14 protein-coding genes are annotated in these 15702 nt (G+C 56.4%); 8 read left to right on the top strand and 6 right to left on the bottom strand.

Features of this window, described 5'->3' with window-relative positions; genetic code table 11:
- Window positions 1-2: 2 nt before the first annotated feature.
- The 3 genes from OZ410_RS00675 to OZ410_RS00685 are packed head-to-tail and all read right to left on the bottom strand — an operon-like array spanning window position 3 to window position 3386.
- A complete protein-coding gene (locus OZ410_RS00675) occupies window positions 3-749 on the bottom strand; it encodes a Na(+)-translocating NADH-quinone reductase subunit C (protein WP_277705983.1) in 747 nt (248 codons plus the stop codon).
- Between the two features lie 2 nt (window positions 750-751).
- On the bottom strand, window positions 752-2029 hold the full coding sequence (locus OZ410_RS00680) for an NADH:ubiquinone reductase (Na(+)-transporting) subunit B (protein ID WP_277705984.1): 1278 nt from the start codon (window positions 2027-2029) through the stop codon (window positions 752-754).
- 4 nt (window positions 2030-2033) lie between these two features.
- Window positions 2034-3386, bottom strand: a complete 1353-nt coding sequence (locus tag OZ410_RS00685) for a Na(+)-translocating NADH-quinone reductase subunit A (protein ID WP_277705985.1) — start codon at window positions 3384-3386, stop codon at window positions 2034-2036.
- A 152-nt stretch (window positions 3387-3538) separates the two neighbouring features.
- Here OZ410_RS00685 and OZ410_RS00690 point away from each other — a divergent pair, with 152 nt between their 5' ends.
- From OZ410_RS00690 to pruA, 4 genes are all read left to right on the top strand, one after another.
- The gene (locus OZ410_RS00690) at window positions 3539-4783 is read left to right on the top strand and encodes a type IX secretion system plug protein (protein ID WP_277705986.1); all 1245 of its coding nucleotides are present in this window, start codon (window positions 3539-3541) and stop codon (window positions 4781-4783) included.
- A 16-nt stretch (window positions 4784-4799) separates the two neighbouring features.
- On the top strand, window positions 4800-5933 hold the full coding sequence (locus OZ410_RS00695; protein WP_277705987.1) for a DUF3667 domain-containing protein: 1134 nt from the start codon (window positions 4800-4802) through the stop codon (window positions 5931-5933).
- 3 nt (window positions 5934-5936) lie between these two features.
- Window positions 5937-6323, top strand: coding sequence for a Co2+/Mg2+ efflux protein ApaG (gene apaG, locus OZ410_RS00700; RefSeq protein WP_277705988.1), 387 nt, complete (start codon window positions 5937-5939; stop codon window positions 6321-6323).
- Between the two features lie 82 nt (window positions 6324-6405).
- Entirely contained in the window at window positions 6406-8034 is a 1629-nt protein-coding gene (gene pruA / locus OZ410_RS00705) for an L-glutamate gamma-semialdehyde dehydrogenase (RefSeq protein ID WP_277705989.1), read from the top strand.
- A gap of 30 nt (window positions 8035-8064) precedes the next feature.
- Here the strand turns inward: pruA and rsmG are convergent, their stop codons facing one another.
- Window positions 8065-8712, bottom strand: a complete 648-nt coding sequence (gene rsmG / locus OZ410_RS00710; protein WP_277705990.1) for a 16S rRNA (guanine(527)-N(7))-methyltransferase RsmG — start codon at window positions 8710-8712, stop codon at window positions 8065-8067.
- Window positions 8713-8813: 101 nt separating this feature from the next.
- Here rsmG and OZ410_RS00715 point away from each other — a divergent pair, with 101 nt between their 5' ends.
- Both OZ410_RS00715 and OZ410_RS00720 read left to right on the top strand, forming a co-directional pair.
- A complete protein-coding gene (locus OZ410_RS00715) occupies window positions 8814-9917 on the top strand; it encodes a fatty acid desaturase family protein (RefSeq protein WP_277705991.1) in 1104 nt (367 codons plus the stop codon).
- A gap of 15 nt (window positions 9918-9932) precedes the next feature.
- A complete protein-coding gene (locus OZ410_RS00720; RefSeq protein ID WP_277705992.1) occupies window positions 9933-11120 on the top strand; it encodes a pyridoxal phosphate-dependent aminotransferase in 1188 nt (395 codons plus the stop codon).
- Window positions 11121-11250: 130 nt separating this feature from the next.
- Here the strand turns inward: OZ410_RS00720 and OZ410_RS00725 are convergent, their stop codons facing one another.
- Window positions 11251-12741, bottom strand: a complete 1491-nt coding sequence (locus OZ410_RS00725; protein WP_277705993.1) for a TrkH family potassium uptake protein — start codon at window positions 12739-12741, stop codon at window positions 11251-11253.
- Window position 12742: 1 nt separating this feature from the next.
- Window positions 12743-14092, bottom strand: coding sequence for a Trk system potassium transporter TrkA (trkA, locus tag OZ410_RS00730; protein ID WP_277705994.1), 1350 nt, complete (start codon window positions 14090-14092; stop codon window positions 12743-12745).
- A gap of 181 nt (window positions 14093-14273) precedes the next feature.
- Between trkA and ubiE the strand changes: the two genes are divergently transcribed.
- Both ubiE and porT read left to right on the top strand, forming a co-directional pair.
- Window positions 14274-15002 carry a bifunctional demethylmenaquinone methyltransferase/2-methoxy-6-polyprenyl-1,4-benzoquinol methylase UbiE gene (gene ubiE, locus OZ410_RS00735; protein ID WP_277705995.1) on the top strand — a complete coding sequence of 243 codons (729 nt, stop codon included), beginning with the start codon at window positions 14274-14276 and terminating at the stop codon, window positions 15000-15002.
- Between the two features lie 4 nt (window positions 15003-15006).
- Complete coding sequence (gene porT, locus OZ410_RS00740; protein ID WP_277705996.1) at window positions 15007-15699, top strand: type IX secretion/gliding motility protein PorT/SprT; 693 nt, start codon at window positions 15007-15009, stop codon at window positions 15697-15699.
- Window positions 15700-15702 lie beyond the last annotated feature (3 nt).

The raw sequence follows: 15702 nt of genomic DNA on the forward strand, positions 1-15702 counted from the left end.
GCTTATTTTCTGATGGTTTGGAGATAGTCTTTGTAGAGCTTCAGGGTCTCGGAAATCATAGCGGTAATTCCGTTTCCGGTGATGGTGGCTCCTGCCAGGGCATCTACCTGGTTGTCCTCTTTGTCCTGGTTCAGGGGGTCGTTATTCCCCTTGGCCACGGCAATACCCGCATAGCGGCCATTGTCCATGATGGATTCCCCGGTAAAGTCGTCCATGAAGTAGCGGGCCTTAATGTTGGCCCCCAGGCCCGGGGTTTCCCCTTTATGGTCGAAATACACCCCCTGGACCACCATGTTTTCGTCCAGGGCGATAAAGCCCCAGATGGCATCCCAGAGCCCCTTGCCGTACATGGGGATCACATAGAAGGTCTTGCCGTCTTTCTCTCCGATCATAACCGGCAGGCTGGGGGTTTCCCCCTCCTTGGCCCGGCTGATCTGCTTCTTCATATCGATCAGGTAGGCCTCCGGGTTCTCGGAGATATCGCCGCCCTCAATCACAATTTGCTTTACGATGTATTCGGAAAAGGTCTGCTCCACCCGGTCGGTGGGGATGAAGTTCACAGCGCCCTCGTCCGTATTTTCATTAACGCCCATCGCATAGAGGATGTTCTGCTGCTTCTCGAAGCGCTCGTTCTCCTTAATGCGGGGTTTCAGCCCGGAGGCGGCGAAGGCCAGGATGGTCCCGACCACGGCTACCATTACCGCGGCGAAAAGTACTGTATAAACGTTTTTATCCGTATTCAGTGCCATAATCAGACAGTTTCAGCTTGAAGTTCTTCCATTTTACCGGCATCCGCCTGGGGCAGGATGGTGGCATTCTTAAGGCGTTTCAGACGCTTGCGGACATTGGCCCGGATCACGTAGTGGTCAATGGTGGGCGCAAAAACGTTCATCAGCAGGATGGCCAAAAATACCCCTTCCGGGTAGGCCGGGTTAAAGACGCGGATCATCACGGAAATAAAACCGATCAGGAACCCGTATATCCATTTCCCGCGATTGGTCTGGGAGCCGGTAACCGGGTCGGTAGCCATGTATACAATCCCGAAGGCCAGGCCGCCCACGATCAGGTGTTTCCAGAAATCAAAGCTCATCAGGCCGTAGAAGCGGCTGCTCTCGCCTACCCAGCCCATGTCTGCCACGCCGTTAAAGATCAGCCCCATAACCAGGGCGCCAATCACGGCGCTGAGCATGATCCGCCAGCTGGCGATCTTGCTGAAGACCAGGAAGAGCCCGCCCAACAGGATCAGGAAGGCGGAAGTTTCGCCCACGGACCCCGGGATAAACCCGAAAAACATATCGGCCGTACTGTAGGAGTAGGAGGCGTTCTGCGCCAGGGAACCCAGAATGGTTTCCCCGGAGATGGCGTCTGCCGTTCCGGTGCGTTCCACCGCCTGGTGTACCCATACCTTGTCGCCGCTCATCCAGGTGGGATAAGCAAAAAACAGGAAGGCGCGAATGGTCAGGGCCGGGTTCAGGATATTCATCCCGGTGCCCCCGAAAACCTCTTTCCCGATCACTACCCCGAAGACCACGGCCACGGCCAGCATCCACAGGGGAGTATCTACCGGTACGATCAGGGGAACCAGCATCCCGGTCACCAGGTAACCTTCCTCCACTTCGTGTCCCTTGATCACGGCAAAGATGAATTCTACCAGCAGGCCCACCCCATAGGATACAATCAGCAGGGGCAATACCTGGGTAAAGCCCAGCCAGAAGTTCTCCCAGGTCAGGAAGTTCCCGAAGAGGTCTACAGTGCGGGGGGTACCGTTGGCAGCGTCAATGGCCGCATAAAATTGGTAACCCGTGTTAAAAAAGGAGAATACCAGCACCGGCAACAGGGCCAGGATCACGGTATTCATGGTGCGTTTCAGGTCGTCTGCCCCGCGTACATGCGAACCACTGTGGGTGGTTTCGTCCGGGGTGAAGAGAAAGGTATGAAAGGCGTTGAATGCCGGCGCCATCTTCTTCCCCCGCAGACTGTGCTTGATAATGTGCAGGCGTTTCTTTAAGGTGAGTTTTTTGTGGCTCATACGATTATCCGATTTCTTTTTGGAGCAAATCCAATCCTTCGCGGATGATTTGCTGGTGCGGTTGTTTGGAGATGCAGATAAACTCGGTTAGCGCGAAATCCTCCGGCGCCACCTCATAGAGGCCCAGTTGCTCCATCTCGTCGATATCCTTGTACATGCAGGCCTTCAGCAGCTGCATGGGGTAAATGTCCATGGGGAAAACCTCCTCGTACTGCCCGGTTACCACAAAGGCGCGGTGTTCGCCGTTGGTGTTGGTGTCCAGGTCGTATTTCTTTTTCGGGCGCAACCAGGAAAAGGTCAGGGCCCGGGTATTGGAGATCTTGTTGAAAACCGGCTTGTTCCAGCCGAAGAATTCGTAGTCGTCCCCCTCGGGAATCACGCTCACAGCGTTGTTGTAGAAGCCCAGGTGGCCTTCCGGGCGGGTTTTACTGCCCGTAAGCACATCGCCGTTAATCACCCGGCAACGGGTTTCGTTCACCCCGCTCGCATAGAGGAAGGTAGAAATTTCCGCCCCGATGCGGGTGGTGTAGTATTTGGGTTGCTTTACGCAGGACCCGGCCAGGGCCACGGTGCGCTTAGGGTTAAAAATGCCGGTAAGCAGGGCTTCGCCTATAATCACCAGGTCCTGGGGGCTCACGGTCCAGACCCGCTCCCCCTTGTTGATGGGGTCAATGCGGTTGATCTGGGTCCCCACCAAACCGGCCGGGTGCGGCCCGCTAACGGTGTGGAGGGAAATGCCCTTGAGGCCGGCAAAGGGGGAATCTTCTCCCTTGCCCACGCTAACGTGCACGGTGCCCGGGGTAAGTTTCCCCAGGGCGTCCAGGGCCGCCTGTAATTCTTTTTCTTTCCCCTTCAGGGTATAGTTGATGTCTGCTGCCAGGGGGGCTGTCACGTAGGCCGAGACAAAAATGGCCTTGGGAACGGAAAGCGGGTCCGCGATCACGTCGTAGGGGCGTTGCCAGATAAAGGGCCAGCAGCCGGACTGCAGCAGAAAGGCGCGGATGGCGTCGGCATCTGCCTTGGCCACATCTACGGGTTGGTGTTTCAAAACGCGTTGCTGCTTGTCTGCCAGGATCCTCAGGGTGAGGATACGGCGGCGGGCACCCCGCTCAATCTCCACCAACTCCCCGCTAACAGGCGATACAAACTGCATTTCCGGGAAATCCTTGTTGTAAAACAGGGGTTCCCCAGCCTGGACCTCGGCGCCCTCGCGGACGGCCATTTTAGGGGTCATTCCGTGGAAATCACTCAGGTTGATCGCGTAAGTATTGCTGGAAACAGCTTGTGAAGTGGAAGGTTCTGCAGCACCGACAAGATTGATGTTCAATCCCTTTTTTATTCGGATGTCAGTAGGCATAGGATCGTAGACCTTAGATTAGAAAAATACGGCGCAAAAATAACGAACAAAAGATAGTAATCATAATTATTAACCCTTTTTTTGGGCTTTATAACGATCGGAATTTCAAGGGCATGGTTTTTGTTTACCTTTGCCCGTAAATCGGGGCCTGAATGCGTTTGAAGCTTAAACAAATTCCCTTCTTTTTTGCCGTGATGGGGGCCCTGGCCCAGGTGCAGACCGAGGTGCCCGACCCCCCCCATATCAAGTCCGTGGTCTTTAAAGGCCCCACCGAGGACCAGTTCCCCATTGTACAGCTCGGGGAGCCCGTTACCCTGGAATTCGACGACCTTTCGGCCAGCGAACAGGACTATTATTATAAACTTGTACACTGCGATTACGACTGGCAGCCTTCGGCCCTGCTCAAGTCACAGTACCTGAGCGGGATGGACAACCAGCGCATTATAGATTACGGCAACAGTTACACCACCTTGCAGCCCTACTCCAATTACCGCCTGAGTATCCCCAACGCCCAGGTGGGCCTGCGGGTAAGCGGCAACTATGTACTGGAAGTTTACAACGCCTACGGGGAAATCCAGTTTTCCCGCCGCTTTGTGGTCTACCAGGACCTGGTGCAGGTGCCGGCCGTGGTACGCCGCTCCCGCGACCTGGAATACCTTACCGAGAAGCAATCCGTGCAGTTCAGCATTATTCCCAACGGCATACAACTGATCAACCCCAAGAAAGAAGTCAAGGTGGCCATCCTGCAGAATTACCACTGGCCCACCGCCCGCTATAACGTGCCGCCCCAGTTTACCATCGGGCAGGAACTGGTCTACAAATACGATGCGCAAACGGCCTTTTTCGGGGGGAACGAGTACCTGAACTTCGACTCCAGCGACCTGCGGGCACCCACGGCCGCCATCTCGCGGATTTCCATAGAAGACCTCTACCACCACTACCTCTTCCCGGACCTCTACCGCAATGACCGGGCCTACACCTATTTCCCGGATATTGACGGGGATTTCCGCATCCGCACCCTGCAGGGCAGGGACCCCAGCCGGGAGGCAGAATACACCTGGGTGCACTTTACCCTACCCTATACGGCGCTGCTCGGGCTGGACGGGGTTTACATCTACGGGAAGTTCAACAATTACGCCCTGGAGGAAGAAAACCGGATGACCTACAACGAGGAAACCGGGAATATGGAAGCTGCCCTGTTATTGAAGCAGGGGTTCTATAACTACAAGTACGTTATCGGCCGCGAAGACGGCACCGTAGAACTGAATGCCGTGGGCGGCAATTTCCACTTTACGGAAAACCAGTACCTCATTCTGGTATATTACCGGAATTTTGGGGACCTTTACGACAGCCTGATCGGAATTGGCACGGCCAATTCCCGCACCATCAGCAACTAAAGACAACCCTATCCGCATGGAAACCAAGCCGGCCAGACGCGCCTCGCGCTACAAGCTTATGTACCGCAGCAACCAGTGCCAGAACTGCGGCCACCCCCTGGACATCAGCGACCGGTACTGCCCCAATTGTTCCCAGCTGAACAGCACCAAAAAAATTACCATGCGGGACTTTGCCGAGGAGTTCTTCGGCAGCATTATCGACTACGATTCCCGCCTGTGGCGCACCATCACGGCCCTGGTACTGCGCCCCGGGCAGATCAGCCTGGATTATGTAGCCGGCAAGCGCGTCTCCTATACCAACCCCTTCCGGTTTTTACTGAGTCTGGCCGTGATCTACTTCCTGCTGCTGAACCTGGGCGGCGACCTGCAATCCCTGGACCGCTGGAATCTGGATGACCGGGTAAAAGGGGTGCCGGGCTCTCCCCTGAACTTCGAAGTGCAGGGGGATGGGGAACCCCAGCAGGCCGCGCAGGCCGTACTCGATTCCCTGCAACATACGGATGCCGGGGTAATCATGGAGCAGATTTCGGATGAGAGCCGCAAAAAAGACTCGGCCCTCATGGCCGACCCCAAAGCCTATTTTGAAGCGTCTTCGGGCGGGTTTACCTCCCGGGTATTCCGCAAGACGGATGCCTTTTACAACCTGATGCGCAGGGATACCCTCTACACCTTTGCGGATGCCGACTCCCTGTACGGACTGCCCGCCACCCGCGAGAACCGAATGAGCTTTAATGGGGCCCTGTCTCTGAAGCGCGCCCTGAGCCGCCCGGGCACCTTTTTAAGCGATCTGATCTCCCGCCTGCCCTTTGTGACCTTCTTCTTCCTGCCGGTGTTTACGGTCTTTGTCTGGGCGGTCTACATCAGGAAAAACTATACCTACACCGATAATCTCGTATTTAGCTTCCACAATCAGTCCCTCTTTTTTATCTTGCTGATAATCGGCTATTTGATGGATAGCCTCTTTGGGGTGGACATCCTTGGTTTCTGCCTGCTGGCCTTCGGGATTTATCTCTATGCGGCCATGCGCAGGTTTTACAAACAAGGACACATAAAGACCTTCCTGAAGTATGTGTTCCTCAATACGATTTTTATAATTTTAGCGACCTTTGCAGGCATCTTCGTACTGTTCTCCAGTGCGTTCACCTATTGAAGTATGATCACACAAGTCACCAAAGGCATCCGGATTTCAGTAGCTACCAGTTTTGAAGGCACCTTCTTCAAGAACTACAAGATGCACTTTGCCTTTGGCTATACCATCACCATAGAAAACCAGAGCAAGGATTCGGTGCAGCTCACCTCCCGGCACTGGAACATCTACGATGCCCTGAACGACATGGAGGTACTGGACGGGGAAGGGGTAATCGGCAAGAAACCCGTGATCCGCCCCGGGGAATCCCACACCTACAGCTCCGGCTGCCTGCTGGCTTCCCCCATTGGTGCCATGCGCGGCCATTTCAACATGGTGAACTTCTCCTCCACGGAAAAATTCCGGGTTTACATCCCGGTGTTCCGCCTCTGCGCCCCATTCGCCCTGAACTAGGGCAGGATCTTTAATTCCCTTTCGTAAGGCTGCTGCTTTTCGTACCTTTGCGCCACGTTATTAACCGCGAAACACACGAATTATGGGCAAAGGCTTTTTTCAAGTCCCGCCGGCCTACAACGAGCCGGTCAAGTCTTACGCCCCGGGCAGTCCGGAGCGCGAGGCCGTATTGAATCAATACCGCGAATACTACAACGGGAAGGCGGACATCCCCATGACCATCGGGGGGAAGGAAGTGCGTACCGGGAAGACCCGGACTATGGCGCCTCCCCACGACCACCAGCACGCCCTGGGCCAGTACCACCTGGCCTCCCGCAAGGAGGTGGACCAGGCCATCGCTTCGGCCCTGGAGGCCCGCAAAGCCTGGGCGGCCCTCCCCTGGGAACAGCGCGCAGCCGTTTTTTTAAAGGCCGCCGAGCTGCTGGCCGGGCCCTACCGCAACCGCATTAACGCGGCCACCATGCTGGCCCAGTCCAAGACCATCCACCAGGCCGAGATCGATGCCGCCTGCGAGCTGATCGACTTTTTGCGCTTTAATGTGGAGTTCATGTCCGGGATTTACAAGGACCAGCCCGAGTCTTCCGAAGGCATCTGGAACCGGGTGGAATACCGCCCGCTGGAAGGCTTCATCTATGCCATCACCCCCTTTAACTTTACCGCTATTGCCGGGAACCTGCCGGCCAGCGCTGCCATGATGGGGAATACCGTGGTCTGGAAACCCAGCGACCACCAGATCTTCTCCGCCCAGGTGATTGTGGACGTTTTCCGCGAAGCCGGCCTGCCGGACGGGGTGATCAACACCGTATTTGGCGACCCTGCCATGATTACCGACGCCGTGCTGGAGCACCCGGATTTCTCCGGCCTGCACTTTACCGGCTCTACCGAGGTGTTCCGCAACCTGTGGAAACAGATCGGGACCAATATCGGGAAATACAAGACCTACCCGCGCATTGTAGGGGAAACCGGCGGCAAGGACTTTATCCTGGCCCACCCCAGCGCCAAACCTGCACAGGTAGCCACCGCCATTACCCGGGGGGCTTTTGAATTGCAAGGCCAAAAATGCAGTGCGGCTTCCCGCGTATACCTGCCCAAATCCACCGCCCAGGACATCCTGGACCGGGTAAAGGCAGACCTGGCCACCTTCAATAAACCGGGATCCCCCGAAGACATGAGCAACTTTGTGACCGCCGTGATCCACGAAGGGGCCTTCGACAAACTGGCCAGCTTCATTGACCGCGCCAAGGCGGATGCCGAGGCCGAGATCATAGCCGGGAGCGGGTACGATAAATCCGTGGGCTACTTTATTGAGCCCACCGTGATCCTGACCACGGACCCGCACTACGTAACCATGGAAACGGAGCTCTTCGGGCCCGTGGTTACCGTATACGTGTACGAAGATGCGGATTGGGAAGCCACCCTGCAACTGGTGGACCAGACCTCCGAATACGCCCTGACCGGGGCGGTGATCTCCACGGACCGCTATGCCATCAGCCAGGCTACGGAAGCCCTGCAGGATTGCGCGGGTAACTTCTACATCAACGACAAACCCACGGGTGCTGTGGTGGGGCAACAGCCTTTTGGCGGGGCCCGGGCCTCCGGAACCAACGACAAGGCCGGGTCTGCCCAGAACCTGCTGCGCTGGGTATCCCCGCGTTTGATTAAGGAAACCTTTGTGACCCCGGAAGACTATCGCTACCCCTTCCTGGGGTAACCCGGGATTACCACACTAAAAAGCCCTGCCCTAGCGGGGCTTTTTCTTTTGGGCGGCAGCGGGGAGGAAGACCACCTTTTTGGTTTCGAAAAAAGGTTCCTCAAACAGGTCGGAGAGGTGGGTAATGCGGGCCTGTGGAAATGCTGCCAGTTCTTCGGACAGGTCCCCGCCCTTCAGGTAATAGGTGCCGCCCAGGGGCGGACCGGAACCATCTGTACGCAACCGGCCATAGGTCCAGCGCACAAACGTGGGCATGGCCGCCACCGCCCGGCTCACGATATAATCGAAGCGCTCCTCCATCTGTTCGGCCCGTACCTGCCGGGCGGTGGCGTTGGGTAGCCCCAGGCCGGCAATAACCTCCTGCACCACCCCGATTTTCTTGGCGATGGCATCCACCAGGGTAAACTGGGTATCGGGAAACAGCACCGCCAGGGGAATGCCCGGAAACCCGCCTCCGGTGCCCACGTCCAGCACGGAAGCGCCCGGCTCAAAGTTGTGGACCCTGGCAATTGCCAGGGAATGCAGCACATGGCGGAGGTATAACTCGTCGATGTCTTTTCGGGATACCACGTTGATTTTCTGGTTCCAATCCTGATAGAGGGCCTCCATCTTCACGATCTGCTCCCGCTGGAGATCGGACAATTCCGGGAAGTATTTAAAAACGATTTCCGCCGTCATGCGTATATTTGTAAATATTGCAAAAATAATCCTTTAACCGGGTTCCCCCACCAGGGGCCCACCCAATTGAGAATGCCGCCTGTAAACAGGCACCCCGAGTTATGCAGAAACCTACCATCAGATTCCCCCGAACCGAAAGCCCGAAATTCTTTAAGACCCTCAACCAGAGGGTGAATGCGTATTTCCGGGAAAACAACCTGAAAAAAACAGGGAACTGGAAGTTGTACCTGAAATCCGCCGTGATGTTCGGCATCTTCCTGACCCCTTACTTCCTGATCCTCACCATGGGGTGGCCCAACTGGGCCAACCTGCTGCTTACCGTCCTGATGGGCGTGGGCATGGCCGGGGTTGGGATGAACGTGATGCACGACGGCAACCACGGCAGTTTTTCCTCCCGTTCCTGGGTAAACAAACTCATGGGCGGCAGTATCTATATCCTGGCCGGGAATGTCTATAACTGGCAGGTGCAGCACAACGTCCTGCACCACACCTACACCAACATCCACGAGCACGACGAGGACATTGAGGCCCGCGGCCTGTTCCGCTTTTCCAAGCACGCCCGCTGGCGCCGCATCCACCGCTTCCAGCACCTGTACTCCGTATTCTTTTACGGGCTGCTGACCCTGAACTGGGCCATCACCTCGGACTTTAAGCAGATGGTGCGGTACACCCGCCGCAAACTGGCCTACGGAAAATTTCCGAACCCCATCGTAAACTGGAGCGTGCTGGTAATCACCAAGCTGATCTATATAGGTATCTGGATCGTGATTCCGCTGGCGGTACTGCACATCGCCTGGTGGAAGGTGCTGATCGGTTTCTTTGTGATGCACTACGTTGCCGGGCTTATTTTGAGTATCGTCTTCCAGCTGGCCCACGTGGTAGACCACGCGGACATGCCCCTGCCCGAAGAAGACGGCAGCATGAAGAACAGCTGGGCCATCCACCAGTTGCGCACCACCGTGAACTTCGGCACCCGCAACCGCCTGGTGAACTGGTTTACCGGGGGGCTCAACCACCAGGTAGAGCACCATATCTTCCCGAACATCAGCCACGTCCACTACACAAAAATTGCCAAAATTGTGAAAGAGACGGCGGCGGAATTCAATTTGCCCTATAACGAATACAAGACCACGCGAAAAGCCATACTTTCGCACTTCAAACAGTTAAGGGACCTGGGGCAGCAACCCGGGCTCCAGCACACCTAAAAGCCGACCCATACCATGAATGCCTTCCTCTCCGACCGGATCAACGCCATGTCCACTTCGGCCACCCTCGCTATGGCCGCCAAGGCCCGCGAATTGCGGCAAGAAGGACGTGACATCATAGGCCTAAGCCTGGGTGAACCGGATTTCAACATCCCGGATTTCATCAAGGATGCCGCCAAGGTGGCCATCGATGAAAACTATAGCAGTTATTCGCCTGTGGACGGGTACGGAGACCTGAAGGCCGCCATCGCGCGGAAATTCAAGCGGGACAACGGTCTGGAATACGGCCTGGACCAGATTGTAGTTTCCACAGGGGCCAAGCAATCCCTGGCCAATGTGGCCATGGTGATGCTCAACCAGGGAGACGAGGTGATTCTGCCTGCCCCCTACTGGGTAAGCTACAGCGACATTGTGAAGCTGGCCGAAGGGGTGCCGGTAGAGGTGCCCACGGGAATTGAATCGGACTTTAAGATGACCCCGGAGCAATTGCGGGCGGCCATTACCCCCAAAACGAAGATGCTCTGGTTCAGCTCGCCCTGCAACCCCAGCGGTTCCGTTTACAGCGAAGCAGAACTGCGGGGCCTGGCCGAAGTGCTGCAGGACCACCCCGGCATCTTTGTGGTTTCGGACGAGATTTACGAGCACATCAACTTCCGGGGCGGGCATGTGAGTATTGCCGCCCAGCCTGGCATGTACGAGCGCACCATCACCGTAAACGGAGTCTCCAAAGCCTACGCCATGACCGGATGGCGGATCGGGTTTATCGGCGCCCCGGCCTGGATTGCCAAGGCCTGCACCAAATTCCAGGGGCAGATCACCAGCGGGGCCAACGCCATTGCGCAACGGGCCACCATTGCCGCCCTGGACGCGCCCCTGGAGAAGATCCGCTTTATGATCGATAAATTCCACGAGCGGCGCGACCTGATCCTGGACCTGCTGGGCGAAATCCCCGGCTTCCGCCTCAATGTACCGGAAGGCGCGTTCTACGTATTCCCGGATATCTCGGAGTATTTTGGAAAAACCGTGAAAGGGAAGACCATTGGTAACGCTTCGGACCTGGCTATGTTCCTGCTGGAAGAGGCCAATGTGGCCACCGTGACCGGCGAAGCTTTTGGCAACCCCAACTGCATCCGCATTTCCTACGCCGCTTCGGAGGATGAGATCCGCGAGGCCGTGCGCCGCATGAAGGAAGCCCTGACGTAAGCATTACCATCCGTCTGGGTTACATATGATCCCTGGTTAACACTTCCCATGGTGGTCTGAACCTGGAAAGCAATGTAGGTTTGCTCCGGGAGGAAGAACCGTTTCGCAACAAAGAGAAAGTAGCCCTATATCAGGTACGCCTCCAGAAGGCGGGGGTCAGCAGGATCAGCACGGTAAAGAGCTCCAGCCGGCCGGCCAGCATCAGGAAGGAACACCATAATTTAGCTGCCCCGGGCAGTCCGCTGAAGTTATTTAAGGGGCTCAGGCTCCCGAATGCCGGGCCCACGTTGCCCAGGGCCGAGGCTGCCCCGCCAATGGCGGAAACAAAATCCAGCCCGAAGAGCCCCAGCACAAATGCCCCGATAATAAACAACAGCATGTAGAGCACAAAGAAGGCGATGATGTTGTAAACGATGTGTTCGGATACGGTCTTGTTGTTAAATCGCACAGGGATAATGGCACTCGGGTGCAGGGTGCGCTTAAATTCCAGCAGGCCGTTTTTGATGATCAGGATGTGGCGCATCACCTTGATGCCCCCGGCGGTGGATCCCGCCGACCCCCCGGCAAACATGAGCCCGAAGAAAAAGATGGTCAGGAAAGGGGTCCAGGCCGTAAAATCTGCCGAGACAAAACCTGTGGTGGTCACTACGGCCACCACCTGGAACAGGCCGTGGCGAAAGGCGCTTTCTGCTGCCCCGTATACCTGGGGGTGGTAATCATCCACCGGCACCTCGGCACGGAAAAGGACCACCAGCCCTACCATTACAGCAAAAAGGGCGATATAGATCCCGTAGTAGCGAAACTCTTCGTCCATCAGGATCTTCTGCACCTTGCCTTTAAAGGCGAAATAGCTCAATACAAAATTGGACCCCGCCAGAAACATAAACAGGATGATGATGTACTGAATCAGGGGTTGGTCATTCCAATAGGCCACGCTGGCGTTTTTGGTAGAAAAGCCCCCGGTGGAAAGCGTAGCCAGGGCGTGGTTCATCGCATCGAAAAAGGACATCCCGGCCAGTTTCAGCAACAGGGTTTCGGCCACCGTATACCCTACATAGATGTACCACAGCCGCTTGGCCGTATCGGTAATGCGCGGGTGGAGTTTATCCCCGGCCGGGCCCGGGGCCTCGGCGGCAAAGAGCTGCATCCCGCCAATCCCCAGCAGGGGAAGGATGGCAATGGCCAGCACAATGATTCCCATCCCGCCAATCCAGTGGGTGAGGCTGCGCCAGAATAAAATCCCCTTGGGCAGCACCTCGATATCGTTCAGGATGGATGCCCCCGTGGTGGTGTAGCCGCTTACCGTCTCAAAGAGGGCATCCACCACGTTGGGGATGGCCCCTGAAAACAGGTAGGGCAGTACCCCGGAAACGGACATGACCACCCAGCCCAGGGTTACGATCATATACCCTTCCTTGCGTTTAACCTCCTTGCGGTGGCCGCGGGTAACGTACATGGCCGTAGTCCCGGCAAAAAGGGTGGTAATGGAAGCCAGGGCAATGTTATAGGTGACCCCGTCCTGATATATGCCGCTCACCAGGGCAGCAATAAGCATAAACCCCCCGTTGATGAGCAACAACATGCCCATCAGGTGTACAATGATACGGGTGTTCAGGGTCATATTACAGGAATAGCTTTTCTACCTTGTGGATGGCGCTGGGCAGGCAACAGACCACTACCCGGTCTCCGCTGGTAATGCGGAAATCCCCCAGGGCAATGATGCCTTCGCCGTCGCGGATCACCCCGCCAATGATGGCTTCCCGCGGGAAATCCAGTTCGCGGATTACGGCCCCGTTCACTTCGGAAGAGGGGTTCACCACAAATTCCAGGATCTCCGCATTGAGGTTGTTCAGGCGGGTCAGGGCCACCACCTCCCCTTTACGGATGTGGCGGAAGATGTTGTTGGCCGCCAGGAGCTTTTTGTTGATCAGGGTATCTACCCCAATGGAATGGGAAAGCTGAAAGTAGTCCATGTTCTCCACCAGGGCAATAGTCTTTTTGATATTCTTGGACTTGGCCACCAGGCAGGACATGATATTGGTCTCGGAATTTCCGGTAACCGCAATAAAAGCATCCATGGAATCCAGGGATTCCTCCTCCAGCAATTCCACGTTGCGGCAGTCCCCGTTTATGACCAGGGCATTGGGCAACAGGTCTGCCACCTCGAAGGCCTTGTTCTTATCCTTTTCGATGATCTTGACGTTAAAGCGCTTCTCGCAGAGTTCCCGCGCCGCCTTAACGCCTACCTTGCTGCCGCCCAGGATCATGACGTTGCGGATGTCTTCCTTCTTCTTTCCGGTAAGTTTGTAGAGTTCGTCCACCCCCTTGCGGTCGGTAATAAAGTAGATCTGGTCTTCCTCCCGGAAGACGGTATCCCCCCGGGGGATAAGCGTATACTGGGTGCCCCGGCGCTGCAGGGCAATGGGCATAAAGTGCAGTTCCGGAAGGATGCGGGCGGCCTCCTTCACCATCTTCCCCACAAAGGGGGCCGTGCGCGGCAGGGATACCCCTACCATGATCAGGCGGCCGTCGTCAAACTCATAGGTATCGTTAAAGGCAGACTGGTTCAGCAGCAACTGGATTTCCGTAGCGGCCAGTTCTTCCGGGGAAATCAGCTCGTCGATGCCCAACTGGGAGAAACGGATCAGCTCCCGGTATTCCACGAATTCGGTATTGGAGATCCGGGCAATGGTCCGGCGCGAACCCAGTTGTTTGGCCAGCATGCAAAGGGTAAGGTTGGTGGTTTCCGAAGAGGTTACCCCGATCACCAAATCCGACCCGGTTACCCGGGCTTCCTTCAGAACCGAAATACTGGTGGCGTCACCTTTCAGGACACGGATATCCAGGTGGCCTTCCGCATAGGAAAGACTCTCTTTGTCCGTGTCGATCAGAGTAATGTCCTGGGATTCGTAAGATAGCAGCTTGGCGAGATGGAAACCGACCTCCCCGGCCCCTGCGATGATAATCTTCATTCAAAATTGAGTTGGTTCCGGTCGGGTTGCGAATGCCCCAGGCCGGAAGCGTCAGGCACGCGGGTCAAAATTACGCAAATTTATGATTCCCCGGCGTGTAGCCTGCCGGAAATACCCGCACCGGTATCCGGCGCTCCTTCCCTGTGCATGTCGTATCTTTGCAGCCAAAACGAGGCCGCCGATGAGCAGGGACATATTACCGTACAAGGATTCCGAACTGGGGAAAAAACAACAGGTCCGCCAGATGTTCGATACCATTTCGGGCAATTACGACGGGCTGAACCGGGTGATTACCCTGGGGCTGGACCAGGGGTGGCGCCGCCGGCTGGTGCGCCTGGTTAGCCAAAACAACCCCCGGGATGTGCTGGATATCGCTACCGGCACCGGAGACCTGGCCCTGGCCCTGGCCAAGGCCGGCGCCACCCGCGTGGTGGGCCTGGACCTGGCGCCTGGTATGCTGGAGGTGGGGCGGAAAAAAGTGACCCGGCAGGGGCTGGATGCCCGGGTGGAAATGGTGGAGGGCGACAGCGAAGCCCTGGAATTCCCGGATGCCTCCTTCGATGCCGTTACCGTGGCCTTCGGGGTGCGGAATTTTGAAAACCTGGAAAAAGGCCTGGCGGAAATCTACCGGGTGCTGCGCCCTGGGGGTACCCTGGCCATCCTGGAGACCTCCGTCCCCGAAAAGCAACCCTTCCGCTGGGGGTACCAGCTCTACGGCCGCTACCTGCTGCCCCGGATCGGGAAATGGTTCTCCCGTGACGGTTCGGCCTACGCCTACCTTTCCGAATCCGCAGCCGCCTTTCCCTATGGCCAGCGCTTCAACAATATTTTGGGAAAAATCGGGTTTATAGGTATGAAACACCGGCCCCAGACATTCGGGGTTGCTGCCATATATGTTGCCACAAAATAAGGCTATGACCAAAATCGTTTCGCTCTGTTGCGCCCTGCTCCTGGCACAGGGGCTGTTTGCGCAATTCAACGAGGACCCCATCCTGAACCTGCAGAGCGAAGACGAAAAATTCCTCAACTGGGGGTATTACCTGGGGTTTAACCAATACGATTTTAAATTCACCTACCGCAACGACCTGCCCGAGGTGCTGGTGGATAAATCCATCGGCTTTAACGTGGGGCTGATCGGGGAGTTGCGCCTGAATGAATTCCTGGACGTGCGTTTTGAACCCGGCCTGTTCTATACCAGCCGCCTGCTGGGCTTTCCCGGATTCGATAACCAGACGGACGCCCTCAGGGAGGTGAAATCCACCTACATCAGCTTCCCGCTCCTTCTCAAGGTTAGTGCCCGCCGGCTGGGCAATTGGAAACCCTTTGTGATCGGAGGCGGCAGCATGGCCCTGAACCTGGGCTCCAACGAGGATTCCCTGGACGACAACAGCAGTGGCAATTTCCGGATGAAGCAACAGGTCTTCAACTACGAACTGGGCTTCGGGATCGATTTTTACCTGGAGTACTTCAAGTTTTCCCCATCCATCCGCGGGGTGTTTGCCATCACGGACGAACTGGTACCGGATACGGACCCCAACAGCCCCTGGACAGGCAACATCAATGCCATGCACACGCGCGGCATCTTCGTGAATTTCACCTTTGAATAAGCC

Source organism: Robiginitalea aestuariiviva, assembly GCF_029537735.1.
Taxonomy (GTDB): domain Bacteria; phylum Bacteroidota; class Bacteroidia; order Flavobacteriales; family Flavobacteriaceae; genus Robiginitalea; species Robiginitalea aestuariiviva.